25 protein-coding genes are annotated in these 26,087 nt (G+C 59.6%); 11 read left to right on the top strand and 14 right to left on the bottom strand.

Annotated elements, in window-relative coordinates:
* The first annotated feature begins 8 nt into the window (after positions 1-8).
* The 4 genes from ACFOZ5_RS01340 to ACFOZ5_RS01325 are packed head-to-tail and all read left to right on the top strand — an operon-like array spanning position 9 to position 4,805.
* On the top strand, positions 9-1,697 hold the full coding sequence (locus tag ACFOZ5_RS01340; RefSeq protein WP_379884909.1) for a dipeptide ABC transporter ATP-binding protein: 1,689 nt from the start codon (positions 9-11) through the stop codon (positions 1,695-1,697).
* Entirely contained in the window at positions 1,694-2,404 is a 711-nt protein-coding gene (locus tag ACFOZ5_RS01335) for a GntR family transcriptional regulator (RefSeq protein ID WP_379884907.1), read from the top strand. Before ACFOZ5_RS01340 ends, ACFOZ5_RS01335 begins: the two co-directional genes overlap by 4 nt.
* Positions 2,401-3,972, top strand: a complete 1,572-nt coding sequence (locus ACFOZ5_RS01330; protein ID WP_379884906.1) for a gamma-glutamyltransferase family protein — start codon at positions 2,401-2,403, stop codon at positions 3,970-3,972. The genes ACFOZ5_RS01335 and ACFOZ5_RS01330 overlap by 4 nt, the downstream gene beginning before the upstream one ends.
* Before the next feature lie 41 nt (positions 3,973-4,013).
* Positions 4,014-4,805 (top strand): sulfite exporter TauE/SafE family protein, encoded by a 792-nt coding sequence (locus ACFOZ5_RS01325; protein WP_379884904.1) that lies wholly within the window; start codon positions 4,014-4,016, stop codon positions 4,803-4,805.
* Between the two features lie 145 nt (positions 4,806-4,950).
* Here the strand turns inward: ACFOZ5_RS01325 and ACFOZ5_RS01320 are convergent, their stop codons facing one another.
* On the bottom strand, positions 4,951-5,328 hold the full coding sequence (locus ACFOZ5_RS01320) for a nuclear transport factor 2 family protein (protein ID WP_379884902.1): 378 nt from the start codon (positions 5,326-5,328) through the stop codon (positions 4,951-4,953).
* A 450-nt stretch (positions 5,329-5,778) separates the two neighbouring features.
* Between ACFOZ5_RS01320 and ACFOZ5_RS01315 the strand changes: the two genes are divergently transcribed.
* From ACFOZ5_RS01315 to ACFOZ5_RS01305, 3 genes are all read left to right on the top strand, one after another.
* A complete protein-coding gene (locus tag ACFOZ5_RS01315; protein ID WP_379884901.1) occupies positions 5,779-8,481 on the top strand; it encodes an endo-1,4-beta-xylanase in 2,703 nt (900 codons plus the stop codon).
* Between the two features lie 145 nt (positions 8,482-8,626).
* Positions 8,627-9,784, top strand: a complete 1,158-nt coding sequence (locus tag ACFOZ5_RS01310; RefSeq protein ID WP_379884900.1) for a hypothetical protein — start codon at positions 8,627-8,629, stop codon at positions 9,782-9,784.
* A gap of 285 nt (positions 9,785-10,069) precedes the next feature.
* Complete coding sequence (locus ACFOZ5_RS01305; protein ID WP_379884898.1) at positions 10,070-12,652, top strand: sensor domain-containing protein; 2,583 nt, start codon at positions 10,070-10,072, stop codon at positions 12,650-12,652.
* A gap of 56 nt (positions 12,653-12,708) precedes the next feature.
* Here the strand turns inward: ACFOZ5_RS01305 and ACFOZ5_RS01300 are convergent, their stop codons facing one another.
* The 8 genes from ACFOZ5_RS01300 to osmF are packed head-to-tail and all read right to left on the bottom strand — an operon-like array spanning position 12,709 to position 18,259.
* Complete coding sequence (locus ACFOZ5_RS01300; protein WP_379884897.1) at positions 12,709-13,326, bottom strand: SagB/ThcOx family dehydrogenase; 618 nt, start codon at positions 13,324-13,326, stop codon at positions 12,709-12,711.
* A 36-nt stretch (positions 13,327-13,362) separates the two neighbouring features.
* Positions 13,363-13,821, bottom strand: a complete 459-nt coding sequence (locus tag ACFOZ5_RS01295; RefSeq protein ID WP_379884896.1) for a GNAT family N-acetyltransferase — start codon at positions 13,819-13,821, stop codon at positions 13,363-13,365.
* Between the two features lie 16 nt (positions 13,822-13,837).
* Complete coding sequence (locus ACFOZ5_RS01290) at positions 13,838-14,086, bottom strand: DUF1272 domain-containing protein (protein WP_379884895.1); 249 nt, start codon at positions 14,084-14,086, stop codon at positions 13,838-13,840.
* 18 nt (positions 14,087-14,104) lie between these two features.
* Positions 14,105-14,395 carry a YkgJ family cysteine cluster protein gene (locus ACFOZ5_RS01285; protein WP_379884893.1) on the bottom strand — a complete coding sequence of 97 codons (291 nt, stop codon included), beginning with the start codon at positions 14,393-14,395 and terminating at the stop codon, positions 14,105-14,107.
* 35 nt (positions 14,396-14,430) lie between these two features.
* Positions 14,431-15,177 (bottom strand): ABC transporter permease, encoded by a 747-nt coding sequence (locus tag ACFOZ5_RS01280; RefSeq protein ID WP_379884892.1) that lies wholly within the window; start codon positions 15,175-15,177, stop codon positions 14,431-14,433.
* Positions 15,177-16,124, bottom strand: coding sequence for an ABC transporter ATP-binding protein (locus ACFOZ5_RS01275; protein WP_379884890.1), 948 nt, complete (start codon positions 16,122-16,124; stop codon positions 15,177-15,179). The genes ACFOZ5_RS01280 and ACFOZ5_RS01275 overlap by 1 nt, the downstream gene beginning before the upstream one ends.
* A 20-nt stretch (positions 16,125-16,144) precedes the next feature.
* Complete coding sequence (locus ACFOZ5_RS01270) at positions 16,145-17,332, bottom strand: ABC transporter permease (RefSeq protein WP_379884889.1); 1,188 nt, start codon at positions 17,330-17,332, stop codon at positions 16,145-16,147.
* Between the two features lie 3 nt (positions 17,333-17,335).
* The gene (gene osmF, locus ACFOZ5_RS01265) at positions 17,336-18,259 is read right to left on the bottom strand and encodes a glycine betaine ABC transporter substrate-binding protein OsmF (RefSeq protein WP_379884887.1); all 924 of its coding nucleotides are present in this window, start codon (positions 18,257-18,259) and stop codon (positions 17,336-17,338) included.
* Between the two features lie 442 nt (positions 18,260-18,701).
* Here osmF and ACFOZ5_RS01260 point away from each other — a divergent pair, with 442 nt between their 5' ends.
* The 3 genes from ACFOZ5_RS01260 (at position 18,702) to ACFOZ5_RS01250 (ending at position 21,153) form a co-directional block, all read left to right on the top strand.
* Positions 18,702-19,184 carry a hypothetical protein gene (locus ACFOZ5_RS01260; protein WP_379884886.1) on the top strand — a complete coding sequence of 161 codons (483 nt, stop codon included), beginning with the start codon at positions 18,702-18,704 and terminating at the stop codon, positions 19,182-19,184.
* Between the two features lie 157 nt (positions 19,185-19,341).
* Positions 19,342-19,920 (top strand): hypothetical protein, encoded by a 579-nt coding sequence (locus ACFOZ5_RS01255; protein WP_379884885.1) that lies wholly within the window; start codon positions 19,342-19,344, stop codon positions 19,918-19,920.
* Positions 19,921-20,235: 315 nt separating this feature from the next.
* Entirely contained in the window at positions 20,236-21,153 is a 918-nt protein-coding gene (locus ACFOZ5_RS01250) for an alpha/beta hydrolase (protein WP_379884884.1), read from the top strand.
* Between the two features lie 84 nt (positions 21,154-21,237).
* Here the strand turns inward: ACFOZ5_RS01250 and ACFOZ5_RS01245 are convergent, their stop codons facing one another.
* Both ACFOZ5_RS01245 and ACFOZ5_RS01240 read right to left on the bottom strand, forming a co-directional pair.
* Positions 21,238-22,191, bottom strand: a complete 954-nt coding sequence (locus ACFOZ5_RS01245; protein WP_379884882.1) for an alpha/beta fold hydrolase — start codon at positions 22,189-22,191, stop codon at positions 21,238-21,240.
* A gap of 48 nt (positions 22,192-22,239) precedes the next feature.
* Positions 22,240-23,715, bottom strand: coding sequence for a flavin-containing monooxygenase (locus ACFOZ5_RS01240; protein WP_379884881.1), 1,476 nt, complete (start codon positions 23,713-23,715; stop codon positions 22,240-22,242).
* A gap of 103 nt (positions 23,716-23,818) precedes the next feature.
* Between ACFOZ5_RS01240 and ACFOZ5_RS01235 the strand changes: the two genes are divergently transcribed.
* Positions 23,819-23,947, top strand: coding sequence for a hypothetical protein (locus ACFOZ5_RS01235; RefSeq protein WP_379884880.1), 129 nt, complete (start codon positions 23,819-23,821; stop codon positions 23,945-23,947).
* Between the two features lie 10 nt (positions 23,948-23,957).
* Here ACFOZ5_RS01235 and ACFOZ5_RS01230 read toward each other — a convergent pair whose 3' ends face one another.
* The 3 genes from ACFOZ5_RS01230 to ACFOZ5_RS01220 form a co-directional block, all read right to left on the bottom strand.
* Positions 23,958-24,809, bottom strand: coding sequence for an ABC transporter substrate-binding protein (locus ACFOZ5_RS01230; RefSeq protein ID WP_379884879.1), 852 nt, complete (start codon positions 24,807-24,809; stop codon positions 23,958-23,960).
* 162 nt (positions 24,810-24,971) lie between these two features.
* Complete coding sequence (locus ACFOZ5_RS01225) at positions 24,972-25,478, bottom strand: hypothetical protein (RefSeq protein ID WP_379884878.1); 507 nt, start codon at positions 25,476-25,478, stop codon at positions 24,972-24,974.
* Between the two features lie 166 nt (positions 25,479-25,644).
* Entirely contained in the window at positions 25,645-25,983 is a 339-nt protein-coding gene (locus ACFOZ5_RS01220) for a hypothetical protein (RefSeq protein ID WP_379884877.1), read from the bottom strand.
* Between the last annotated feature and the right edge of the window lie 104 nt (positions 25,984-26,087).

Here is a 26,087-nt window from a genome sequence, read left to right as displayed (position 1 = left end):
ATCCCGCGATGAGTGAAAACTCTGGTGTACCCCTGCTGGATATCCAGCGCCTGAGCGTGGACTTTGTGACCCGCAAAGGCACCGTCCGGGCGATCGACGATATCTCCCTGAGCGTGGGCAAGGGCGAGACCCTGGGCATCGTGGGCGAATCCGGCTCCGGCAAGTCGGTGACCTCCTACGCGGTGATGCGCATCCTCGACCGGGCTGGCCATATCGCCGGCGGCAGGATCACCTACGGTGGCATGCCCCTGCACAAGGCCCGGGAAAAAGACATGCGCGACATCCGCGGGCGCGAGATCTCGATGATCTTCCAGAACCCCCGCGCCGCCCTGAACCCCATTCGCCGGATCGGCCAGCAGGTGGCCGATGTGCTGATGGAGCACAACCAGGCCACCCGGGGCAACGCTCGGGAGAAAGCCATCGAGATGCTGAAAGCGGTGAAGATCCGCGATCCGGAACAGCGTTATAACGCCTACCCCTTCGAACTGTCCGGTGGCATGTGCCAGCGGGTTGTCATCGCCATCGCCCTGGCCTGCCGGCCCCGCCTGCTGATTGCCGATGAGCCCACCACCGGTCTGGACGTGACCACCCAGAAGGCGGTGATGGACCTGATTGTCGAGCTCACTCGCGAATACGACATGTCCACCGTGCTGATTACCCACGACCTGGGCCTGGCAGCCGCCTACTGCGACCGGCTGGTGGTCATGGAGAAGGGCCGGATTGTCGAGGCCAGCGGCTCCGCCGAACTGTTCCATCGTCCCCGTGAACGTTACACACAACTCCTGCTACAGGCCACGCCCCACCGGGACTCCCGGGTCCGGGACCTGCTGACACCGGAAGCCCGCGCTCAGGCCATCCAGCTTCCGGAAACCCGGACCCTGGGAGAACCGATACTGACCGTCCGCAACCTGCGCAAGCAGTTCGGCAAACCCGGAGCCGAGGGCAGCCACCTGGCGGTACAGGACCTGTCCTTCGAAATCCGTGAGGGCGAAAGCCTGGGGCTGGTGGGTGAGAGCGGCTGCGGCAAGTCCACCACCTCCTCCATGATCATGCGATTGCTGGATACCAGTGGCGGCAAGATCGAGTTCCTGGGCGAGGATATCGCGCCGGTGCCGGCGTCCAAATTTGCTTCTCACCCGCTGCGAGGCAAGCTGCAGATGGTGTTCCAGGACCCCACCGACAGCCTCAACCCACGGTGGAGCGCGGCCCAGTCCATTGGCGATCCAATCCAACGGCTGACACCGAAGCTGGGGCGTAAAGACCGGGAGCAACGGGTGATCGAACTGGCTGGTCTGGTGGGCTTACCGGTGCACCTGCTGGACCGCTTCCCCCATCAGCTCTCCGGCGGCCAGAAGGCCCGGGTCGGTATCGCCAGGGCTATTGCCCTGGAGCCCAGATTGCTGATCCTGGATGAACCCACGGCGGCGCTGGATGTGTCGGTGCAGGCGGTGGTGCTAAACCTGCTGGAAGACCTGAAGCACCGCCTGGGCATGAGCTACCTGTTTATCAGCCATGACCTCAACGTGGTGCGGCTGCTGTGTGACCGCATCATGGTGATGCAGAACGGCGTTGTGGTGGAGGAAGGCGATGCCGGACAGCTGCTGGATGCCCCGGCCACCGACTACACCCGCACCCTGCTGGCGGCCATCCCCCATCCGCCGGAAACCGAACCGGCCCTTGAGGGAAGCCAGGTATGAGCCGGCTGCCGCCACAACCGGAGCGTGCCGGCAAGGGCACCGTGGTGGACAGTATTGTCCAGACCCTGGCGGACGATATCGTCAGCGGTAGCCTGACCCCGGGCACCAAACTGGACGCCCAGGCCATGGCGGAGCGATTCGGCGTGTCCCGCACGCCCATACGGGAAACCTTTGGCCATCTGGCGGCGATGGGCCTGGTCACCCACCGCCCTAACCGGGGCGTGATCGTCGCCACCCTGTCGCCTGAAGCGCTAAACGACCTGTACGAGGCCATGGCGGAACTGGAAGCCGCCCTGGCCAGGCTGGCGGCCCTGCGAATGAACAGTCAGCAGCGGGACGCCCTGCTTCAATTGCACCAGGAATCTGTACACCTGGTGCGTGACGGCAGCGCTGACGACTATGCCCGTTATAACCACGATTTCCACGCCCTGATTTTTGAAAGCGCCCAGTCCAGCCAGTTACAGCAGTTGGCGGAAGCCACCCGAACCCGCCTGGCGCCCTTTCGCCGGGCCCAGTTCCGGATGACCAATCGGGTCAGCAAATCCTGGGAGGAGCATGATGCCATCGTCCGCGCCATCCTGGCCGGCGATGCCGACGGTGTTGCCCGCCTGATGCGCCTGCACGTGCAGACCGTCAGCGCCATGTCGGCGGAGTTTGTAGCCGAACACCAGCCCGCATCAGAACGCCCGGGAGAGACGACCGCATGAAAGCTCAGTCCAACGCCGGTGTCATCTGCACGCCGGACGCCCGCGCCACGGAAGCCGGCATGGACATCCTTGATGCTGGCGGTACCGCGATTGATGCCGCAATGGCGGCCGGCGCTGTGCTGTCTGTGGTCTACCCCCATATGACCGGCCTGGGCGGCGATGCCCTGTGGCTGCTCAGCGACGGTGCCCGGGTCGACACGCTGCTGGGCCTGGGGCAGGCGGGCCGGCGCCTGCCCGTTGCCGGTACTGTCGACATGCGGGGGCCTGCATCGGCCGCCACTACCGCTGGCGCGTTGCGGGGGTGGGGCATGGCCCATGACTGGAGCACCCACCGCTGGGGCTCCACCCTGACCTGGCCCGACCTGCTGGAGCAGGCCATAGCCTTCGCGCGGGATGGCTATGGCGTATCCGCCAATCAATCATTCTGGCAGCAACAGCGTGAGGACCTGATCCGCGACCTGCCGGATCTCACCGTCCTTTGCTGTGACACGGACGGAGAGCTGCTAGCGGAGGGCGCCCGGGTAACACGCCCGGAACTGGCCAGAACCCTGGAGCATCTCGCCCGGGCGGGGATGGCTGATTTCTATGAAGGTGAACTGGCCACTGCTCTGGCGGAAGGGTTTGCAAAGCTGGGCAATGGCCTGACCCGGGACGATCTGGTCTCGACCAGGGCGTGGCACAGCGAGCCCCTGAGCATCCGTTACCGCAATGGCATCCTCTACAACTTCCCGCCGCCGACCCAGGGCCTGTATACCCTGAGCGCCTTGCATGCCCTCAGCTTTGTGGATGTGGGGGCCCTGCAGAATGGCGGGCCTGACTATTTTCATTACCTGGTGGAAGCCATCAAGGCCCAGCTCAAACAGCGCAACCGACAGCTTTGTGATCCCGCCGGCGGCACCCTGGATACCCGGCGCCTGCTCAGTCATGGGCGGGCAGCCGCCAACTATGCCTCTATCGACGCGGAGATTGCGGTGCCCTGGCAGGAGCAGGGCCGGCCAGCCGATACCGTCTGGCTGGCCGCAACTGACGGTCAGGGCCGCACCGCCTGCCTGATGCAGAGCCTGTTCCACGACTTCGGCTCCGGCTGCATGGTGGGTGACACTGGCATCCTGTGGCTCAACCGCGCCGCCGGCTTCCATCCGGATTTCGCCCATGCCAACGGCTGGGCGCCGGGCAAGCGCCCGGCCCATACCCTGAATCCCTCGGCCTACCTGGCGGATGATGGCCGCCAGTTCTACTTCGGCACCCAGGGTGGCGACGGCCAGCCCCAGACCCAGATGGTGCTGGCCACGCAACTGGTGGACTATCAGCAGCCCATCGACCAGGCCCTGCGGGCGCCCCGGTTCCTGCAGGGGCGCAGTTTCTTCGGCAGTAGCGAGAGCCTGAAGCTTGAGCAGACCATCAAGCCGGCCGTGGGTGACGCCCTGACCCGGCGGGGACACGATATTGAATGGATCCCGGAACTCAGTCCCTTTACCGGCCTGGCCGGAGCCATTTCGATCCAGCCCGACGGCCGCCGAGAAGCCATGCACGACCCTCGGGGCGAAGGCAGCGCTCTAGGTAAGTAAACACTTACTTTCAATATAAGACACGCAAAGAAGGAAACACCATGGACATGATCATTGCCTGCTCCGCCCTGGGTATCATCTCCGGCATACTGGCTGGCATGCTGGGGATAGGCGGCGGCGTCGTAATCGTGCCCGCCCTGGTGCTTATACTCACAGCCCAGGACTTTCCGTCGGAGTTCATCATCATTACGGCGGTGGCCACCTCCCTGTGCACCATCATCTTTACCTCGGTTTCCGCCGCCCGGGCCCAGATCAAACGTCAGGCGGTGGACTGGGCCATCTTCCGTCTGTGGGCTCCCACCGTGGTCATGGGCAGCTTTCTAAGCGGGTTTATCGCCGCGCGCCTGCCGGCGGTGGTACTGGAGATCGGTATCGCGGTGTTCCTGCTGGTGATCTCGCTGATCATGCTCAGCCGCTGGGTGCCGGACCCGGCCCGCACCATGCCTGGCAAGGCCGGCACTACCGGGCTGGGGCTGTTCAGCGGCGTACTGTCCGGCCTCGCCGGCATCGGAGGCGGCAACGTCATGGTACCGCTGATGGTGTTCTTCAATGTCCCCATGCAGCGGGCCGTGGCCACCTCCAGCACCCTGGGCTTCCCGCTGGCGGTGGTCGGCACACTGGGCTATGTAATCTCCGGCTGGGGCCAGTCCCCGGCGAACTGGTCCCTGGGCTACGTCTACCTGCCGGCGGTGGCGCTGATTGCGGTGTTTACGGTACTGCTGGCGCCGGTGGGCGTGGCCCTGAGCCACAAGATTCCTGCGCCGACGCTGAAGCGGTGCTTTGGCGGGTTATTGCTGCTGGTGGCGGGGCGGATGTTGGTGAATGCGATTTGAGTGCATGCCGGTCTTCAATGCTGGAGGCCAGTGGCCAGGCCACCGACGTCCCTGAGAACAAGATCAGGATCTCGACCTGGAACAACCATGCGTCCTCTCGGAATGACCCTTGGCATTACCTGCCCCCTGATGGTTAAGTGACGTGTCAGCCGGCTGACGGCAGATGACCACCGAGCATGTTCTCGACCACGGCGGCGTTATAGAAGGCCTCCACCTTCCGTATTTTGTCGTCATGAACGCGAAACCAGACGGCAAGTCGCACATCGCCAATCGGTTCAAAGTTGGTCCGGTAATCCAGAATGGCAAACACATGCTCACCATCGGCACTGAGCTGACGGACGATCAGGTCTTTCTGGATGGCAGCCATACCGAACTGGTAAGACAGCATGTCATCCCGGTTAAGGAAACGCATGTTTGGACCGACATACTCAAAACCCTCTGCATCCAGCAATGACTTTGCTTCATCAAAGCGCTGGGCATGAATATCAGCGATAAACTGCGCCACGATGTCTTTTGGCTGCATGAATACACTCCACCTCTAAGCTGGGGATGATTGGTAAGGGTAGGATAACCACCCGGGCCACTCTGGTTGTCCTGTCTGAAATCTATCAGAGGTTTGCCCACTTTACCCGGCTGAACCTCCGACTTTTGCGAGCGCACTCGCCAGTCGCCGACACTCTGCCCTGTTTCGCAAAACCTCAACATTAAGAATTCTTAAACCGGCAGTGAATCATCATTCCGTGACTGGGTTAGCGAACCCGTTGTGTTCGATCACACAGCCGACAGCCGATTCGTGCAAAAAGAACGATATGTACTCCATGGCTACAGTTGTTCGAGACCATGAAAACGTCAGCATACGGGGCATCACCCTCCATCGACGTCCTGTGGAATTAAGCAGTCGCCGGAGTGCGAATTGAAGGGGAGCTTAAGCCACCCTTTCCGAAACGGAAAGTCAGAACAAGGAAGGCCCGTCATGTTAAACCGAGCGACGCTGAATCCGGCGTCATTATTCAAAGCGCTTGTGCTGGTCAGTACCTGCCTGGTAACCGCCGGCCCTGCCGTTGCCAGCAACCCGATTGTTACCCACGCGTATACCGCTGACCCTGCAGCCAGGGTCATGAATGGGCGTGTGTATGTAGTGACAACCCATGACCAGCCCGGGCAGACCGATTACAGCCAGCTGGTTGATTACCGCCTGTTCTCGTCTGACGATATGGAGAACTGGCAGGATCACGGGATCATCTGGAACTCCCGTGAGGACAGCTCCTGGGCCAACCTGGCCTACGCGCCTGACATCATCGAACGTAACGGCAAGTATTACCTGTACTTCCCCGATGGTGGGTCAACGATCGGGGTTGCCGTTGCAGACCGGCCTGAAGGGCCTTACCGGGACCCCATCGGTGGGCCTCTGGTACATCGCAGCATACCCAACGCCAATGTGGAGTGGGTATTTGATCCGGGCGTGTTCATTGACGATGACGGCCAGGCCTACCTGTACTTCGGTGGCGGCGGGCCGGGTAACGCCCGTGTCATCCGCCTGAACGACGACATGATCAGCACCCGGGGTTCCGCCATTACGCTGGATGTGCCGTACTTCTTCGAAGCACTGCATATGCACAAGCGTAACGGAACCTACTACCTGTCGTATTCCACGAATTCCCAGAACGGCATCCGTATTGACTACATGACCAGCAACAGCCCGGTGTCCGGCTTTACGCACCGGGGCACCATTCTGCCGAACCCGTGGGAGAACAATAACAACAATAACCATCAGTCCATTGTCGAATTCGACAACGACTGGTACCTGTTCTACCACAACCGGGCGCTGTCCAATGCCCAGGGTGGTACCACCTATATGCGTTCAATCAACGTTGACCGTCTGACCTATAACAGCAATGGTCTGATTCCCCAGGTCGACGCCGGGCCCGGTGGTGTTTCCGCCATCAGTACGGTCGATGCCTTTGCGGTAAACCAGGCGGAACGTTTTTCAGAACAGAGCAACATCAATATTGAACCCGCCAGCGAAGGCACCCAGAACCTGATGATGCCCGGGCAAAGCTGGGTCAAGGTCTCCAACGTGGACTTTGGCAACGGCGCTTCCGGGTTCCAGGCGAGGGTTGCCGGTGAGGTTCAGTCCGGTATCCAGGTCATTCTGGACGACATCAATAACCCCCCTGTCGCCACCCTGCAGACAACGTCTACCGGTGGCTGGCAGACGTGGGAAACCCAGACGGTGAACTTCAACCAGGTGACGGGTGTACATGATGTCTACCTGCGGTCAATCGGTTACCACAACCTGAACTGGTTCCGTTTTGTGGCTGGCGAATCCGACGGTCAGCCCGGGCAACCCGCCGACCCGAATCGCAAGTTCCTCGGCAATATTGTGGATGCGGGAAATGCCAATTTCACACGCTACTGGAACCAGGTGACGCCGGAGAATTCCGGCAAATGGGAATCGGTTGAACCCCGGCGGGATGGTTACAGCTGGTCGAAAATGGACGAGGCCTACAATTTCGCCAAGTCCGGCAATATGCCCTTTAAACACCATACGTTCGTCTGGGGCAGCCAGGAACCCAACTGGCTCGGCTCCCTGTCCAACGCTGATCGCGCGGCAGAGGTGGAAGAGCTGATCCGGGATACCTGCCGCCGTTACCCGGACATGGAAATGATCGATGTGGTTAACGAGCCAATCCATGCGCCTTCCAATGCCCGTTGGGGTCTGGGTGGTGATGGCGCAACCGGCTGGGACTGGATCGTCCGGTCGTTCGAGCTGGCCCGTCAGTATTGCCCGAACTCGAAGCTGTTGCTGAACGAGTACGGCATCATCAACGACCGCGCCAAAGCGACCCGGTACCGTCAGATTGTTGAAATTCTCAACGACCGCGGGCTGATCGATGGCATGGGCCTGCAGTCGCATTCCTTCAATCTGGTGGGCTACGACGCCGCAACTCTCAAGGGGAACCTTGACTTCCTTGCGCAGGCCGGTGTGCCGATCTACATCTCGGAATGGGATATCGACGGCAGTGACCAGATGCAGCTTAACGAGTTCCGGCAGAAGTTCCCGGTGGTCTGGGAGCATCCCGCCGTCGCCGGGGTCACTCTGTGGGGCTACATGGTCGGCCGCACCTGGATGGACAACTCCGGTCTGATGTACGCCGATGGTACCGAGCGGCCTGCGTTGGCCTGGTTGCGTGAGTACACTGAGCAGAACACAGACACACCGCCGCCGCCCACATCCGGATCCGGCGATATCCTGGTCAGGGCCAGAGGTACCCAGGGTGATGAGCAGATTCGACTCATCGTCAGTGGCGAATCGGTTGCCCAGTGGACATTGAGCACGGGCTACCGGGATTACACGTACTCCGTTGATGCCGAGGGTGACATCCTGGTCGAGTTCGTCAACGACGCTGACGGCCGGGACGTGCAGGTGGACTACCTGCAGGTCAACAATGAGACCCGTCAGGCGGAAGACATGTCACACAACACCGGTGCCTGGGACGGCGAATGTGGCGGCGGCACGCTGAGCGAATGGCTGCACTGCAACGGTTCCGTTGGTTTCGGCACCACCTACGACTGCTACAGCGGCAGTTGTTCCGGCACTTCTGAGCCGGTGACACAACCGGGGTCAACCCTCCGTGATCGCTGGGCGGCCATCCGTGACCGCTGGCGTTTCTGAGTATCCCTTAAGCAGACGCGGACCGCGTCGCTGACCCTTCGGCAGAAACCGGATGTCGTCGAAGGGTCTTCATGGGACGGGACTCGTTGTTGAGTCCATGACAGCTGTGAACTTCCTTAACCCATTACAAGAACGAGGCACTGATATGGATTCGTTAAAACCCTTCGTTTCTTCTGTTAAACACATCAGCCTGATTGCAGGCCTGTGCCTGGCGTCATCCGTGAGTTACGCCGCCGGTGGTGGTGGCAGCGGTAGCGGTGATGTCGTGCAGGACGCCTGCGATGCCAGCACCATGCTGCCGGTGAGCGAAAACCCGGCGGAACGTGGCCCCTGGGCCGTGGGCTCCCGCACGGTGACCATTTCCGGTCTGACGACCGAAGTGTTCTACCCCGCAGCGCCGGGCAGCGACGCCGGCCTGCCGCCGAAAGAGTGGGATATCCGGCAGTTTCTGCCAGCCGACCAGGCGGAAAAACTACCGGACGAGGTAGCGTTCAAGTCCTGCGAAACCTGTGTTGCCGACCTGCCCATCGACGAAGCAAACGGTCCTTATCCGGTGCTGATCTATGTGCATGGCACCGCTGCCACCCGGATATATTCACTGCCGTTCTTCGAGCACTGGGCCAGCCGCGGCTTTATCGTATTGTCCGCCGATAACCCTGGCATCTATCAGAAGGAAGCACTGGAAAGCGCCCTGAATATTATCAGTGCCGACCAGAAGGGTGATACCCGGGACCTCCTGCGCAGAGTGTACACACCGTCCTATTTCGATGGTTCCCGTTTCCTGCGGGGGCACGTCGATGAGGCCAGGATTGGTTTGAGCGGCCATAGCGCCGGCGGTTTTGCGATTCGTGACCTGGGCTCGGATGCCGGCGTCCGGGTGATCATGCCCATGGCGTCCGGCGGTACTGAAGCCGGCTCAGAGCTGGAATCCACGCTGGTGATCGGCGGGCTGGAAGATCAGACGGCTACTTTTGATATCACCTCTGGTGCCTATGAGGATTCGCCAGCCAAGAAACGCCTGGTTGGTATCGAGAATATGGGCCACGTAGGCTTCGTAGACATCTGCCGCGGCCTGGAACTGCGCCAGGAATACGGACTGGAATACTCCGACGCTATTCTCGATCTGCTGGCTGACGGATGTGGCGAGGGATATGTGGAACCGGAACAAGGCTGGGAAATGGTGAACTATATTTCCACCGCTGTGTTCGAAGAAACGCTGAAGTGCTCAGCGGAATCTACCGACGCCATTAACCGGTTTACCGACCAGTATCCCGGTCAGGTGATCATGGAAGAGGAGCTGTAAGCTGCATGCGGAAATGCCCCACGATGAGTCAGCGTGGGGCATTTCAATCTCTGACTCCCTGCTATCAACACTTTGCACGCCGTGCCTGTCAGGTACATGATTGATACAAATCGACACCAAGTGCCGATACACAACGTTTGGTCAATTTGGCATTCTCGGATTAAGTAACTAATAAAAACAACGCGATGTCCTCTTGAAAAGAACCGTTTCATGAACCCATCGAATTCAGTCAACCTGAATCAAGGCAGAGACAATCCAGGTCCGGATTGGGAAACCCTGGTTGGCATGTCCGGCGTCGTGGGCGACTGGGTCTGGGAGCAGGATACCGAGCACCGTCTGATTCGGCTGGCAGGTCAAGTAGTGGAAGGCGACGCGGAAGCGAAGCCCGATGCCCTGCTCGGCTATCGCCGCTGGGAGCTGGCGTTGATGCCGGCGGAAGACGGGATGGACTGGCTCGCCCATCGCGCGATGCTTGAGTGTCGGGAGCCCTTCCGCAACCTGCTTTTGCGCCGGGAAGGGCAGGATGGCCGTATTACTTTCGTCAGTGTCAGTGGTATGCCCTGTTACGATTCCGATGGCAACTGGACCGGTTATCGCGGCATTGGACAGGACGTCACCGAAGAGCAGCAACGCTACCATACGGTTCAGCGATTCCAGGCGAGCATGGACGCCTCGCCGGACTGCATCATGATCACCGACTTCGAAACCCATCAGATGCAGTACATCAACGACACGGCTTGCGCGGTTATGGGCTTTCCCCGTGAAGAGTTGATGAAGCTCAAGCCCCACGAGATTTCCGGGCTGACTCGCGAGGAAGTGGCTCAGATCTTCTCTGCGGCGATGTCCGCGGGGCCGGAGGGCCAGACCGCCCCTCCCTTTCTGGCCGCCACGAAAGATGGCTCGCGCAAGGGTTGGTGGGAACCCCATCACCGGGGTGTGCGAATTGACGGCCGATGGGTGATCGTGACTGTCTCACGTCAGATTACGAGGCGTGTGCTGGCGGAACAGGCCGAGCTGCGTGCCAAGCGCATGTACGCGACGCTCAGTGCGACCAATGAAGCCATCATGCAGGTCAAAAATGCGGGCGAGTTGTTTCAGCAGGTTTGTGACGCTGCGGTTGATGCCGGGAAAATGGCATCGGCGAGTATCCTGCTGACGGATGAGTCCACCGGGGCCCTGTTTGTCTCTGCGAGCGCGGGTATTGGCCAGGAAGCGCTGCGTCACACCCGTATTTCAACCGACTCCACTGTACCGGAAGGCCATGGCCTGAACGGCACCGCCTACCGTAGCGGCGAGCCCTGCGTCAGCAACGACTTCCAGAGTGATCCCCGAACGGCCCCATGGCATGAGAGCGCCAAAGTAACGAACCTGAAGTCGGCAGCCTCGATACCGATTCTTCGTGATGGCAAATCCGTCGGTGTCCTCTTCCTGTGCGCCGGGGAACGCCGTGCCTTCGATGACGAGACCCTCGGTTTGCTGACCCGTATGACCGAAAACCTGAGTTTCGCCCTGCAGACCCTGGAGCACGAACAGGACCGGGCGCGTGCGGAAGAACGCATACGCTATATGGCCACCCATGACGCGCTGACCGGTTTGCCGAACCGTGTGCTGTATGGCGAGCTGCTGGACCAGGCATTGCTCACAGCGCAACGCTACGGTCGTAATCCGGCAGTGATGTTTATCGATCTGGACCGGTTCAAACTGATCAATGACAGTCTCGGCCATGCCGCCGGGGACGTCTTGCTCAAGGAAATGACCAAACGGCTGCGCTCGGTGCTGCGTGCCAGCGATGTACTGGCGCGCATGGGCGGAGACGAGTTCGTTATCCTGCTGCAGGATGTGGAATGCCGCGATGATGCGGTAACCGTTGCCCGCAAACTGCTGGATGTCGCCCTTGAACCCATGACCATTCTGGACCACGAGTGCCGTGTCACCGCGAGTATCGGGATCAGCCTCTATCCGGCCCATGGTGAAGATCAGCAGACACTGATGAAAAATGCCGATACCGCCATGTATCTGGCCAAGGAGAACGGCAAGAATGCCTTTGAAATTTACGAGACCGGCATGCAGTCCCAGTCCATTGAACGTCTGGAGCTTGAGGCGGCATTACGGACTGCCCTGGTAAAAGAAGAGTTTCACCTGCACTATCAGGCCAAACTGGATCTGAAGACCAATCGCATCACCGGTGTGGAAGCACTGCTCCGCTGGGAGCACCCGGGCCTGGGCCCCGTTTCCCCCCAGCAGTTTATCCCGCTTTGCGAAGAGAACGGCGCCATTGTGCCGATCGGGCGCTGGGTGCTGAAAACCGCCTGCAAACAGAACGTCGAGTGGCAGCGCCAGGGGCTTCCCCCGGTAAAAATGGCGGTCAACCTGTCGGCTCGCCAGTTCTCGGATCCGGACCTGCTCAACGACATCCATGCCGCCCTGAACGAATCCGGAATGGACCCGACCCTGCTGGAACTGGAGCTGACCGAGAGCATGGTCATGCTCAATCCCGCGCGTACCATCGAAATCCTGACCGCGATCAAGTCTATCGGTGTGCGTACCGCCCTGGACGATTTTGGCGTTGGCTACTCATCGCTGGCGCAGATAAAGGGCTTTCCCATCGACACCCTGAAAGTGGACCGCTCGTTTATCCGTAATCTGCCTGAAAGCGACCAGGACCGTGCGATAACCCAGGCCATCATCAATATGGCCCGCACCCTGAGCCTGCAGGTGGTGGCGGAAGGCGTGGAGACACAGGCTCAGGAAACCTACCTGCGGGACATCTCATGCGATGAATCCCAGGGCTTCTATTTCAGCCGGCCTGCATCACCGGAAGATTTTGCCACCCTGCTCAAGGGGCACGGGATCGACTTGCCGGGATAACAGTGGGAAGATCTTGCCCGATCACGATGACGATTCGCGCCCACACGGCGGGTTTCTCATTGCGCTTGCCCAAGGCAGAGGAGGGCCACGGGTTCCAGTGCCGAGGACAGCTTGAGCACTTCACTGGCCCTGATGTCATCAAACCCCGCAACCAGAACACAGCCCAACTCGAGGTCGGTGGCATGGAGGTGAACATTCTGGGCCAATGCACCGGTTTCCATATAGACGTATCGTTTGCCTCGCTCACCCACGGGTGGCTGGGATGCGAAGTGTTGAGCCGCACCGGCCAGATCGGCGACGACGCCCAGTACGGCAGCGGACTCCACCAGCCACGGCTGATCGCCAATACCCACCGTCTGAATGATGTCGTCTGAGGGCAAGCCACCGACCATCTCTAGTGAATGGCTGTCCCCCAGGTAGTCATAGATTCCCGGTTCCAGCCCCTCAACGCGACGGACCAGAACACGGATACGTAGGGGATACAGAGCACCGGCGGACGGCGTGGCCCGCTTGCCGTCCGGCCGTGTCACTCCCTGTGCGGACCAGAGTAACCGCGACAGGTATTGAATGGGGATGGGTGACATTGAGTACTGGCGAATGCTTTGGCGGGTTCTGGTGCACGCGACCAGTGAATGGGTGCTCTGTGTATCTGGTGCCGGTAAGTCCAATATCACCTTCTGACCTTCATGTACGCTGTTATCTTTTGCGGTTTAATTGGGTCCACGAGGTAAGGGCTTTCGCAGGTAAACCCGATCAAGCCCCTGCTCAGTGCGATGGTCATATTCTTCATAGCCAATCCGGGCGTATAGTTCCCGGTTCTCCGACATCAGTGCATTTGTATACAGGTAGATGGAATCGTAACCTGCAGACTGGGCGCACTGCTCGGCGAGTTCCAGAAGCGCTCGACCGATGCCTCTGCCTTGCAGCCCCGGATTCACGGCAATGTTATCCAGCAGGAAGCCTTCCCGGGTTTGGTCCAGAACCAAAACACCCTGTATCTCCTGGTCTACCACCGTGACAAAGACATTGTACTCCCGGATGACCTTGTGATAATCCTGAACCATAGGCCCCGGTGTACGGCCAATGCGTTTCTCGTAATGTTCGTAGGCCCTCGTAACGCAGTCTGAGACAGCGTCGGCATCTGCCTCGGTCGCTCGTCGAATATCCACGATTTTCCCAATACTCTTATGGGTGTTCAGCACAACCACGGGCTTTCAGGACACGCCTGGTGGAAGCCGGGAATTTCTCCATATGCGTGGCAGGACGAATGGGCCGGGGCACGAAATTGCCGCCGCAGTTGGGGCATCGGTTGTTCAGCACACCGGACGCACAGGACTGGCAAAAGGTGCACTCGAAGGTGCAGATGACGGCCTCGGTGGAGTCGGGGGGCAAATCCTTATCGCAGCACTCGCAGTTGGGTCTCAGTTCAAGCATAGGTCTCTCCTTGTTGACTCACAGCATCTCCGCCCTTTCATCCAGACACTCATCGGACCCCATCTCGAATTCCCGGCAGATCCAGGGGCGGTTTTCATAGATGGTGCACAGGAAGGTGTCCCGGTCCAGGGCGGAGCACCAGCCATCGTCCAGGCGCCGCATGGTCTCGCCACCCCATCGGTCCCGGGCGATATGGCGCTCGGGAACGCCGGTGTCGGTGATCAGCATCACTTCCAGGCGGCAGCAGCAGGCCCGGCAGTTGGAACAGGTCACTTCCGAACTGCTCAGGTCTTTGAGGGGGATCGTCATGCATCGTCGGCCAAGTTCATATCCAGGGTACAAGTTTACGCCATGGATTCCCGGGGCGAAAACCGGCGGTCCCAGGTCCGTTCCAGGGCCTCGAACAGGCTGTCGGTAGTGAGTGCCAGCAGCCCGATCAGGATCGCACCCTGCAGCACATAGGCGGTATTGCCATTCACCAGCCCGGCGATGACCGGGTCACCCAGGGTGCGTGCGCCAATGGTAGAGCCGATGGCGGCGGTGGCGATATTAATGGTCACCGAGGTGCGGATGCCGGCCAGGATGACGCGGCCCGCCAACGGCAGTTCAACCCGCACCAGTGCCTGCAGTGGGGACATACCCATGCCACGCGCGGCCTCCAGCACCGCCGGGTTGATGCCTTCCAGGCCTGCCAGGGTGTTGCGCAGGATTGGCAGCAGACCATACAGGATCAGCGCCACCAGAATGGGGGCCTCGCCAAAGCCCAGCACCGGCACTGCCAGCGCCAGCACGGCGACCGGCGGGAACGTCTGGCCGATGGACGCCACCTGGCTGACCAGCGGCAGAAAATCCCGGCCCGCCGGACGGGTGGCGAAGATGCCGCCTGCCACCGCCGCAACCGTGCCGACAGCGGCGGAGAGCAGCACCAGTGTCAGGTGGTTCTGCAGCAGGAACAGGAAACTCTCCCGCTCATAGATCACGCTCTGCTTGTCCGGCTGCACCCACTGGAACAAGGGCTCCAGCACGGGCATGGCGGCACTCAGCCCGCAAAGCAGTGTGGCCAGCAGTACCGGGGGTAACCAGCGGCGCATCAGGCGCCTCCCTGAATGATGCGCTCGCGGGTGATCACACCGCTCTCCTGCCCCTGGGCGTTGAACACCGCCATCTCGGGCAGGTCCTGCCAGAGCATGACGGACAGGGCCAGTCGCACATTGTCATCCTCTTTGACCCCTTCGGCCCCGGCGGCTCCGGGTTTCGGTGATTGGTGGCGGTCCATCAGGTCGCGTACCGGCCGCAGGCTCATCAGTTTCAGGCCACGGTCCTGCTTGCCGACGAGGTTTTCCACAAACTCGGATGCGGGCCGGCGAAGGATATTCTCCGGCGTGTCATGCTGGATGATCCGCCCCTGATCCATCACCGCAATACGGGTGGCCAGCTTCAGGGCCTCATCAATGTCGTGGGTCACGAACACCGTAGTCTTGCGGACCTGTTGCTGGATGCGCAGCATCTCCTGCTGCAGGCTCTCCCGAGTAATCGCGTCCAGGGCACCGAAGGGTTCGTCCATCAGCAGGATGTTGGGGTCCGCCGCCAGTGCCCGGGCGACCCCCACCCGCTGGGCCTGCCCGCCGGAGAGTTGCTGCGGGTATTTGTGGGCATGGGCGGCCGGGTCCAGGTCCAGCAGCGTCATCAGCTCGTCGACCCGTGCGTCGATGCGTTCCTTCGGCCACTTCAGCAGCCGGGGCACCATGGCGATGTTGCGGGCCACGGTCCAGTGGGGAAACAGCCCCGTGCCCTGGATGACGTACCCCATGTTCAGCCGCAGCTGTTGCGGGTTCATGGAGGTCACGTCCTCACCGTCCACCAGTATCTCGCCCTCACTGCTGGGCAACAGGCGGTTGATCATCCGCAGCGTGGTGGATTTGCCACAGCCGGAGCTGCCCACCAGCACACAGACTTCACCGGTTTCGATGGTCAGGTTGATGCGGTCCACCGCGACGGAGTCGCCAAAGCGTCGGGTTACCTTCTTCAGTTCGATCATTCGGAGATTTCTCCTGCCTGTCAGACCGTTGCCGGTGTGGGCCTGAGACTGGCGGCCAGCATGGTGAGCAAGGCATCGGCCAGCAGCGCGAGTGCGATGGTGGGCAGGGCGCCGAGCAGCACCAGATCCATTGCCGCCTGCCCCAGCCCCTGGAAGATAAAACCACCGAAGCCGCCCGCGCCGATCAGGGCCGCCACCGCAGTCAGGCCGATGGCCTGGATGGTGGTGATGCGGACACCCTCGATCATCACCGGAAGCGCCAGCGGCAGCTTGACCTGGAAAAACAGCTGGGTCTCCGTCATACCCATGCCCCGGCCGGCGTCCACCAGGTGGTCGGGCACATCGGTAATCGCGACAAAGGTATTGCGCACCATGGGCAGCAGGCTATAGGCAATCAGCGCCAGCATGGCCGGCGCCCAGCCGATGCCCCGGATACCCAGCGTCTGTAGCACCGGGAACGCCGACGACAGAGCACTCAGCGGCGCGATCAGCAAGCCGAACACCGCCAGGCTGGGGATGGTCTGCAGAAAACTCACCGTGCCGAGGATGGGTCGCTGCCAGCGGGGGCTGCGGATCATTTTCAGCGCCAGCAGAAACGCCATGGCGGCACTGATGCCGACCGCGCCGAAGGCCAGTGTCAGGTGGGTCCACAGGGCCTGCTCAAACTTGTCGGGCCGTGCGTTGAATTCCCGCACCAGCGACAGGCTCTCCAGGCCGTCGCCCCGCAACAGCACCAGCCAGCTACCACTTATTACAACCAGCAGCAGGAGTTGCAGCCACCGATTGGCGCGTAATCTTCCCAGTATCTCGATCAGCATCAGGGACAGCAGGAACAGCAGGCACCACAAACCCGCCCCGATGGATGAGCGGGCATAGGGCGCGTCCTCAGGCAGGTGCCGCGAGGCAAATACGTCCAGCAACCAGGGCATCATGGCCAGCGACACACCCACCAGGCCAAGGAGGATGCTGTAACGCTGCCGCAGCGGCAGTACGGACAAGGTGATAGTCGCCACGAGCACACCGGTCACCAGCACTGCCCCGGGCCAGCCCACCGCCGACAGCAGCCCGTGGCCGGTGCCCGGCACGATGCGGTTTGGCTGGATGGTACCCAGGTCCAGCAGCCAGACCAGCACCAGGGCCAGTAGCCCCAGTGCCGGAATGACACGGTTCGGTATCAGTTGGTCTGATACTGGCCCGACGATCGCCAAACCTCAGTCCTGCGCCAGGGTGTCCAGGTAATCCCGCGCGACGGTTTCCGCCGGCACGCCGTTCACCGCCACCTGGCCGTTCAACCGCTGGAGGGTTTCCAGATCCAGGGATTCGAACACCGGCTGCAGAACGTCGCGAATCTCCGGGTAGGTTTCCAGCACTTCGGCGCGAACGATGGGGGCAGGCTGGTAAACCGGCTGCACGCCCAGGGTATCTTCCATCACCTTCAGGTTCAGGGCATCAAGGCCGCCATCGGTGCCGTAGGTCATGGCGCCGTTGACGTCGTTGTCGTTAAGGGCAGCAGCCCGAAGTGTCGCGGCAGTATTGCCGCCGGAGAGGATCAGTAACTGGTCAGACTCCAGCTTGAAACCATAGGCCTCCTGGAACGCCGGCAGGGCGCTGGCGGATTCCACAAACTCGGCACTGGCGGCGAATTTGAAGTCGCCGCCGTCGTTGATATACCTGGCCAGATCTTCCAGCGTCTTGAGGTCGTGCTCCTGCGCGAGGTTGCCCCGCACGCTCATGGCCCAGGTGTTGTTGGCCTCGGCTGGTTCCAGCCAGATGATGTTATGTGCCTCCTTATCGAGGCTGGCCGCCTGCTGATAGGCCTTGTCGGCATCCTTCCAGATATCCCTGTCAGCCTGGTCGTGGAAGAAGGCGGCGTTGCCGGTATATTCGGGGTAAAGGTCGATCTCGCCAGCCTTGATGGCATTACGCACGATATTGGTTGCCCCCAGCTGAAGCCGGTTCTCCACGGGTATGCCGGCCTCTTTCAGGGATTGCAGGATCATCTGCCCTAGTACGGCGCCCTCCGTATCGATCTTGGAGGACACCACTACCGGATCCGCAGCCATGGCAGGCCCGGCGATCATCATCAGGGTTAACGCCGCAGCGCGGCGAAAGCGGGAAACAGGGGACACAGCCATTCCTCTTGTTTGAAAGTGACTTCGTCGACAGCTACTAACAGTCTATGGGAGGTCGGTACGAAGGCAAGGGGGAATTGGCTTGTTGGTTATTTCCTTGACTCGGTCTCCTCGGAGGATACAATCGAGTTTGTGACAGTGGAGGTCGCGCTTACAAGGAAACCAGAAGTTCTCCCCCCAAAGCCCGAGACGCCTTGCGTCCAACCATCCTGCATTCCTGTCACAAAACCGGGAGTTGATATCTCCTGAAAGAAAATTCCAATGCTTTAAAGGAGTAAAGCCAGTGAACGTCCAGTATTGCAAACCGAAAGCAGATTCCTATTTGATAGTCGAGTCCGTTCACAGTTCTGACGCGTTTCGAGTCTCTTTAATTACACAGCTATTTCACCTTGCTAACATATCAGCATCAACTCGATAGGGGCTGGCCGGGCACGGGAATATGACAATGAATCCTGTATTTCGATTAACGATATTTTTTGTTTTTGTTTTAGCGTTCTCGGTGTGCGGTTTTGTTTTTTATCAAGATATCCTGGCATGGGTATATCCTTCTGTTATCGTCACTGATGGAAACGGCCTGTTTTCGGGTGCATTAATTAATGCGATAGCCTTTTGTATCTTGGCCGCCACAATTGCCTTTGCGTATACACGACACCCTGCTAAGGGTTTAGGCAGGTTTTTATGGGCTATAAGCCTTTTGGTCGTGGGGTTGGGAACACTATGGCTGGTGCTTGACTATATGCGTACTGATCTGGCGTCTGTAGAAAACAGCGTTAAAGGATTTGGCCCGGTTCAGATATCGATTGAAAATATAAAGCTCTATGTAGCACCGCTTATATCGATCATTTTGATAATTTCAATGACCTTGGGGAAAGAAGTCTTATCCCGGCGACGTATGGTTAGCAACTGGGTGCCAAGTGAATCTGCCTGATTTCAGAATCTCATGCCTGGCCGTACCTGGAAATCAGGATTCGACACTGACCGGGCGTAGTGGAGCTTTCACGATACCAGCGGATCCTCTATTTCGCGGGTAGGCTACAGATATCCCCTTTAACGGAAGAGTAAATGGAATACACAAGGAGTCAGTTATGAAGCATCTCAAATTGATTACGTTCAAATGCTGCGGGGGCCTTCCCTTCCTCCTGGCGGTGATCGCTAGTCTCTCCCTCACTGGAATGGTACAGGCAGATCCACTGTCCTCCGGTCAGATTCAGTCCTTTCTGGACACTCGGGCGGATCTGGAAGGATTCGACGATAACTATCCAGGCCTTGAAAAGGCGTCGGACCAGCAAAGAGATATGACCAGGCCCATGTCCAGTGCGTTGCCCGCGCTGGACGAGTTTCCCGACGCTCGTGATGAGCTGGAGGCCATCGTCGGCAAACACGGATTCGACAGTATCGAAGAATGGGCGCATGTTGGTGATCGCGTTTTCATGGCGCAGATCGCGATCTCGATGCAGGATATGTCAGCCGAAGAGCGAGCCATGAGTGAGGCTATGATGAGTTCCGATTACGGTGAAGACATGCCTGCCCCTATGAGGGAGCGAGCCAGGGAAATGGCCAAACAGGGCAAAACCATGATGGATGCCGCTAAAAATGTGCCAGAGGAGGACATGGAAGCGGTCAGGCCATTCATGGGCGAACTGGATCCGGAAGAGTATGAGTAGGCCCGCTGTAGCAACCAGATAATCCCCCCCCCACCCAGCGTCGCCCCGAGAGCCAATCCGGGGCGCCCGGCTCGTGCCTTGCCCTGCAGATCGTGTGGCATCACACAGCCACATTGATTTCATGTCGCGTCCTGCTATATTCGATACCGAATAACAAAAATCAAAAACGAAAATAACCGAAAATATTAGGATCGATAACGCTAACAACAATAACGGAGAACGACGATGCAGGGTACGGGATCTTACAGAGGCAAGCGCCTCGCAACTCTTTGGTTCATCGCAATAATCGGTGTGCTGCTTTCAGGAGGCAGGGTTATGGCGGAAGGCAGCCAGTGGCGGCAAATGGACGCCGCTGATGGTACGGAGGTTCATTACCGCTACTGGGCCGCAGCGTCCGAGCCCCATGCGGTGGTACAGGTGGTGCACGGGGCCGCGGAGCATAGTGGTCGTTATGACCGTTTTGCCCGATTTCTCAATCAGCGCGGCTATGCGGTATATGCAACAGACCATCGCGGTCACGGCCAGACCCGAGTACGCTCTGGCGAGCTGGGTGACGCCGGACCTGATGCTTGGAACCGTTTTGTCTCGGACGAGATACAGCTGAGCACGATAATCCATAAGGAACACCCAGATGCGGACCTCGTACTGTTTGGACACAGCATGGGGTCGTTCATTGCACAGGACTATATTACCCGCCAACCGGAACTGATTGACGGTCTCGTGCTGTCAGGCACCGCGTACGGGCCGGCTCCGCCCCAGGATCTGCTGGACGCTGTTGAAACGGCGGCCGAGCAGGACCCTCTCGGTGACTCACAGATCTGGGCCGGCATCTTCACGGACTTCAACAAACCGTTCAGTGATGAGCCTGGTTACCAGTGGCTGAGTCGTGATGAGGCTGAAGTTCAGAAGTACATTGACGATCCGCTCTCCGGGTTTGCCTTCAGCAACGATCTGGTACGGGATTTCTTCCACGGCATGGCCGCTCTGCGGGACCCTGCCCGGGAACAGAATATTCCGGAGGATTTGCCGATTCTGGTCATTCAGGGGGAACTGGATCCGGTTGGCAACAACCTGGAGGCCACCAAAGCGTTGCTGGAGCGCTATAAGCAACTGGGCCTTACCGACGTCGAGCATCAATTCTACGATGACGCCCGCCATGAGCTTCTGAACGAAACCAACCGTGAGCAGGTGCAGGCCGATGTTCTTTCCTGGCTCAATGAAGTGACCCGCTGACCTGGTTGGCAACGCCCTTTCCCGGAAAAGCGTGCTGGCGCGGCCCCGGGAAAGTCTTTCTTCCCGGGGCCGTAAGCGATTGGGTTACCCGGCGATCTTCCGCTGCATCTGCCGCTCGATAAATGCCGTGGTAACGTCGGGCTGGGTCAGCGGCAGCATGTGACCGCCGTCGATCATTTCCAGCTCGATACCGGGCAGCCGGTCGGCCATGGCCTGGCCCTGCTCCTGCGGGTCGAGGATACGGTCCTGGCGCCCATAGAGAATGCCGATGGGCAGCCTCAGATCGCCGTAGCGTTGCTGCATCGCTGGCAATACCCCTTCCAGGGCGTGCATGTCCGCCGAGGCGGCAATGAAGTGGCTGGGGCGCAGGCCCAGGTAGCCACCGCCGCTCTGGGCGAAACCAGCAGGCACCGCCTCGGGGCCGAACACGATATCCAGCACCTTGTCCCGTTGCCGGACTGACAGCGGGGTTGCCAGGGTCCACGCCACCAGCTTGCGGAGCAGGGACCAACGGATGTTCAGGCCGGCAAAAGCCTCGGATGGACCTTGCGGCAGGTGGGTCAGGGGTGCGATCAGTGCCAGGCTGCTGACCTTGTCCGGGTGACGCAGGGCGGTGGCCAGGGAGACGGCGCCCCCCAGTGAATGCCCGACCAGCATCGGCTTGCCAAGGTCCAGGGCATCGATGACGCCGGCCACCACGTCGGCCTGTACGGCCAGCGAGGCGGACGAGCGACGATGGCGTACCGAGTAGCCGCTGCCGGGCCGGTCAATGGCCACCACGCGGTAATGGCGGGCCAACTGGCCCATTACGCTGTAGCCAAAGTGTTGGGCCACACCACTGAGGCCGTGAATCAGCAGGATGGTCTGCTCCCCGCTGCCCTGCTCGATGTAATGTATACGGTTGCCCATGATGGTGACAAAGCGACCCTCCGGGGGCATGCCAAGTTCCACCCGCTTGGCGATGAACAGGGTATACAGGTAGAGACCGATAACGGCAGCCAGCAAAACAATCAGCACGATACTGAACAGAGAGCTCACGAAGATGTCCTTGGGTGATGGATCGATATCAGACGGGGTGTTATCTGACTATCTGAACTGCATAACGCTGTCGTCGATACGACCGTACTGGATGGCCAGCTTGTCTTTCAGGTAGTTCTGGTGCACCTGCCACGGCGCCCGGTCGCCCTGTTTCGGCAGGATATCCGTGGCCCGCTGCACGTACCCCGAGGTGAAATCGAGGAACGGCATGACACCCACCGACGGATCGCGATAGGCGACGGCCATACGATAGCCTTTACGATCCATATGACGAATCAGACGACAGGTGTAATTGGAGGTCAGCTCGGCCTTCAGCGTCCAGGAGGCGTTGGTATAGCCGAAGGTGACAATCATGTTGGGGATGCCGCTGAGCATCATGCCCTTGTAGGACATGCAGTCGCCAAAGGCCACGGGCTCGCCGTCCACGGTCAATGCCACATCGCCCAGCGCATTCAGCTTCAGCCCGGTAGCGGTGATGATAATGTCGGCTTCCAGCTCTTCTCCGGAACTGAGCAGAATACCCCGGGGGGTAAAGCGCTCGATGGTGTCGGTGACAATGGACGCCCGCCCGGCGCGCAGGTCATGAAACAGGTCGCCGTCCGGGACGGCGCACAGGCGCTGGTCCCAGGGTTTGTAGGAAGGCGAGAAGTGCTTCATGTCCACATCGCTGCCCACCTGGGTTTTCACCATATTCAGCAGCCGTTGCCGGAACATCTCAGGCTTCCGGCGGGCAATGTCGTAGAAAAACGACCCCAGCAGCACGTTCTTCCAACGGGTCAGCCCGTGCGCGAGGGGGAGCGGCAACACTTTCTGCAGTGACTGGGCAATCCCATCCGTCTGGGGCCGCGACACCACGTAGCTGGGTGAACGCTGCAGCATGGTGACGTGGGCGGCCTTCTCCGTCATGGCCGGTACCAGCGTGACCGCAGTGGCGCCGCTGCCGATCACCACCACCCGCTTGCCGCTGTAATCAAGATCTTCCGGCCAGAACTGCGGATGGACAATCTGCCCTTCGAATGCGTCTTCATTGGGAAAGGTCGGGCGGTGGCCTTCGTCATAGCTGTAGTAGCCGGAGCAGGAGGAAATGAACCGGGTCTGGTAGTGCTGCTCGTGCTCGTTGCCGTCGTCATCTGCGACCATGGCTGTAACCGTCCAGAGTGCGTCTGTACTGGACCAGCTGGCAGAGACCACTCGGTGTCGAAAACGGATGGTGTGGATAGCGCCGGACTCTTCGGCCATCTCCTCGATGTAGCGTTTGATATTCGGGCCATCGGCGATGGCCTTGCGGTTGGTCCAGGGTTTGTAGCTGTAGCTCAGGGTGTACATGTCCGAGTCGGACCGGATGCCGGGGTACCGGAACAGGTCCCAGGTACCGCCGATGGCTTCGCGGCGCTCGAGAATGAGGTAGCGTTTATCCGGGCACTTTTCGGTCAGGGCGCTGGCTGCGCCGATGCCTGACAGGCCGGCACCAATGATCAGGACATCCAGCGGAGAGGGTTGGAATTGTTGTTGTGTACGGCTCATGGGTTCTATCCCGTCGATGGGGTAATGGTGACAATCTAGATTGTCAGGTAGTCTTTGACAATCTACCCGCGCCCTCGCCCAGCCCGGCCAGCACTTCGATGAAATGCTGCAGGCAGGCATCCTGGGGGGCGTGATCCATATTGCCCTGTACTGGATGGAAAGCGGTTATGCACAGCCGGTGGAGGTGGTGACGGAAACGGCGATGAAGCTGGGACTGTCGTTGCTGGAGTGAAGAAACCTTGCTAAGGGCTATCTGGTCGACAATCCACCGGCTCCACACCGGGCACGAAATCGGCGTCGAGTCCGTAATGGTCGAGGATCGTGCAAAGTCGTCCGTCCGCCCGGATCTCTTTGATGCCGCGGTCGAACGCACGGGCTATGGCGTTTGATCGGTCAGGGTGCTTCGGGGAAAGGGCCAGATAACCGGTATGGCGTTCTTCCAGGCAGCCGGCGTTAACAAGGCCAACGTGCTCCCCGGAATATTCAAGAAGTAACCGGTCATCAAGAAGCGCATCAAACCGTCCGATCAGGACCAGTTCCCGCAGCCGCCTGGGTATATCATCGCCCTTGATCAGGGTCACGTCCTGGTCCAGGTTCGCAGCAATGTGAGCATCAACGGCTTCTGCATAACTGTAGCCAGATGTCGCCACAAACCGGATGGTGTCGAGTGAGTCAGGACCCGCATAACGCCAGGGGGCATCACTGGATACATAGAAGCAGTATTCGGTCACCGACACCGCATGCCGGGGTAAGATGAAGCCGGGCGTTTCACCCCTGAAAGCGGGTACGATAGCGTCCACATTCCCCCTGGCCGTTTCGACAAGCGCGCGGTCGTAGGGCATATTACGATAAACGATGCTGTGCCCGGAGGCTTCCAGGGCGGTACGGGCAATTTCGACCGTGAATCCACGACGCGCCTTGTCCGCCTCACAGGCATAGGGGCACCAGTAGGCCGGTGCGGCAACGGAGACTGTCAACGATTCCCCGTCGGGCACCTCAGACCCCGCCGGCAACGACCAGAACAACCCGATCAGGTTGACAGCCAACGCCCTGAACCAGACGCCATAACTGAGCGACCCAGGATTCCCGGCCAAATCGTACCCCTTCCGAAATCGGAACCATTCACCTGACAACCCTAGCGCAAGTCAGCCAATTACGCCCGAAAACAGGCCCCCAGGTTTGTTGGGCGGGAGGATACGAGGACATATATGGACGCCCCCCCCCGACGCTATATCGTGCCGGGCATTGTCATTAACTCAGTGTTCTGACCTTGTTTTGTTGTTTTCATTTATCGCGTTCAATGCCTCGAACAGTGCATTAAATGCGCCCTTCTCCGGGAACATCATGCTGGTGAACTCGACTTTTCCTTTTGCATGCTGGAGCGTAATAATCCGGGTCGATTGAATAGATTGCATGCTGACGTTCTGAACATCAGAGACTGGAATTTCCAGGAGATTTTTTGAAAGGTTCGAGGCTGGGGTGCGTATCGTGCCGGCCCCGATTTCCACATATCGCTCACCCAGGGTTTTTGTCCAGTAAGCGGCACCGGCTGCCGCTATAGAAAAGGCGATGCCCACCCATCCCAACACGGTCAAAACCAACCCGGCATCCAGGTCAAGACGGCTTATGACCCTTCCTATAACGTGACTGTGGGTAGGCTGTTGAGCGGCAAAAAGCACGAATATACTCATTGCCAACAGTACGATAAAACCTATTAGAAACAGGCCAATCCGGGGCTGATATTTCACTTTCAGAGTATCCATTCACCTTCCCGATACGTCGAATACCTCAATACACTTGCCACAGCAAGCAGTCCACAAAGCGCCTACACCAGGATTGGTCTACTGATCCGGTATGAACCAGGGTGCGGTAGCGCGAGGTGAGTACAAGACTGGTCTAACCGGGTGGTCAGACCAGTCCAGGCAACCGTTAAAGGCCGTAGACCTCCACGTAGAACTGGTCGCCTTTATCGGTGCTTTGCACCGTATAGCTGATATCGGCTGTTTCTGTTCCACCGGGGCCAGTCATTTCCAGCTGAGCGGCGCAGGTATAGGAATCCACGGTTTCATTACGATCAGTGGTGCGGATTGCCTCTACACTGACCGCAAGGCTGTTGGCGGCATTGCCCCAGGCGGATCTTAGCTCATCCATGGTAATTTCTTTGACCAGATCAACCGTTTCACTGTCGCTGCACGTTGGAGTGGACGATGAGCAGGCCGACAGGAATGCTACTGAAGTGATCAGAGCAAAGGTCGCAGCTTTTTTCATGTTTTCTTCCTATAGTGTCGTTGGAACCCATTGGGGGGGAAAGAGGTCGGGCCACTTAACAGTGGCCCGACGAAGACCTTTTTATATAATTGAATGGCAGTGTT

Source organism: Marinobacter lacisalsi, from assembly GCF_042651045.1.
In the GTDB taxonomy this organism is placed as follows: Bacteria; Pseudomonadota; Gammaproteobacteria; order Pseudomonadales; family Oleiphilaceae; genus Marinobacter; species Marinobacter lacisalsi.
Note: the sequence above shows the minus strand (reverse complement) of the source record. Positions and strands in the feature narration are given on the sequence as shown.

Coding starts and splice junctions, on each gene's coding strand:
- ACFOZ5_RS01340 (WP_379884909.1), top strand. CDS start 9: ATGAGTGAAAACTCTGGTGTACCCCTGCTGGATATCCAGCGCCTGAGC.
- ACFOZ5_RS01335 (WP_379884907.1), top strand. CDS start 1,694: ATGAGCCGGCTGCCGCCACAACCGGAGCGTGCCGGCAAGGGCACCGTG.
- ACFOZ5_RS01330 (WP_379884906.1), top strand. CDS start 2,401: ATGAAAGCTCAGTCCAACGCCGGTGTCATCTGCACGCCGGACGCCCGC.
- ACFOZ5_RS01325 (WP_379884904.1), top strand. CDS start 4,014: ATGGACATGATCATTGCCTGCTCCGCCCTGGGTATCATCTCCGGCATA.
- ACFOZ5_RS01320 (WP_379884902.1), bottom strand. CDS start 5,328: ATGCAGCCAAAAGACATCGTGGCGCAGTTTATCGCTGATATTCATGCC.
- ACFOZ5_RS01315 (WP_379884901.1), top strand. CDS start 5,779: ATGTTAAACCGAGCGACGCTGAATCCGGCGTCATTATTCAAAGCGCTT.
- ACFOZ5_RS01310 (WP_379884900.1), top strand. CDS start 8,627: ATGGATTCGTTAAAACCCTTCGTTTCTTCTGTTAAACACATCAGCCTG.
- ACFOZ5_RS01305 (WP_379884898.1), top strand. CDS start 10,070: ATGTCCGGCGTCGTGGGCGACTGGGTCTGGGAGCAGGATACCGAGCAC.
- ACFOZ5_RS01290 (WP_379884895.1), bottom strand. CDS start 14,086: ATGCTTGAACTGAGACCCAACTGCGAGTGCTGCGATAAGGATTTGCCC.
- ACFOZ5_RS01285 (WP_379884893.1), bottom strand. CDS start 14,395: ATGACGATCCCCCTCAAAGACCTGAGCAGTTCGGAAGTGACCTGTTCC.
- ACFOZ5_RS01280 (WP_379884892.1), bottom strand. CDS start 15,177: ATGCGCCGCTGGTTACCCCCGGTACTGCTGGCCACACTGCTTTGCGGG.
- ACFOZ5_RS01275 (WP_379884890.1), bottom strand. CDS start 16,124: ATGATCGAACTGAAGAAGGTAACCCGACGCTTTGGCGACTCCGTCGCG.
- osmF (WP_379884887.1), bottom strand. CDS start 18,259: ATGGCTGTGTCCCCTGTTTCCCGCTTTCGCCGCGCTGCGGCGTTAACC.
- ACFOZ5_RS01260 (WP_379884886.1), top strand. CDS start 18,702: ATGAATCCTGTATTTCGATTAACGATATTTTTTGTTTTTGTTTTAGCG.
- ACFOZ5_RS01255 (WP_379884885.1), top strand. CDS start 19,342: ATGAAGCATCTCAAATTGATTACGTTCAAATGCTGCGGGGGCCTTCCC.
- ACFOZ5_RS01250 (WP_379884884.1), top strand. CDS start 20,236: ATGGCGGAAGGCAGCCAGTGGCGGCAAATGGACGCCGCTGATGGTACG.
- ACFOZ5_RS01240 (WP_379884881.1), bottom strand. CDS start 23,715: ATGAGCCGTACACAACAACAATTCCAACCCTCTCCGCTGGATGTCCTG.
- ACFOZ5_RS01235 (WP_379884880.1), top strand. CDS start 23,819: ATGCTGCAGGCAGGCATCCTGGGGGGCGTGATCCATATTGCCCTGTAC.
- ACFOZ5_RS01225 (WP_379884878.1), bottom strand. CDS start 25,478: ATGGATACTCTGAAAGTGAAATATCAGCCCCGGATTGGCCTGTTTCTA.
- ACFOZ5_RS01220 (WP_379884877.1), bottom strand. CDS start 25,983: ATGAAAAAAGCTGCGACCTTTGCTCTGATCACTTCAGTAGCATTCCTG.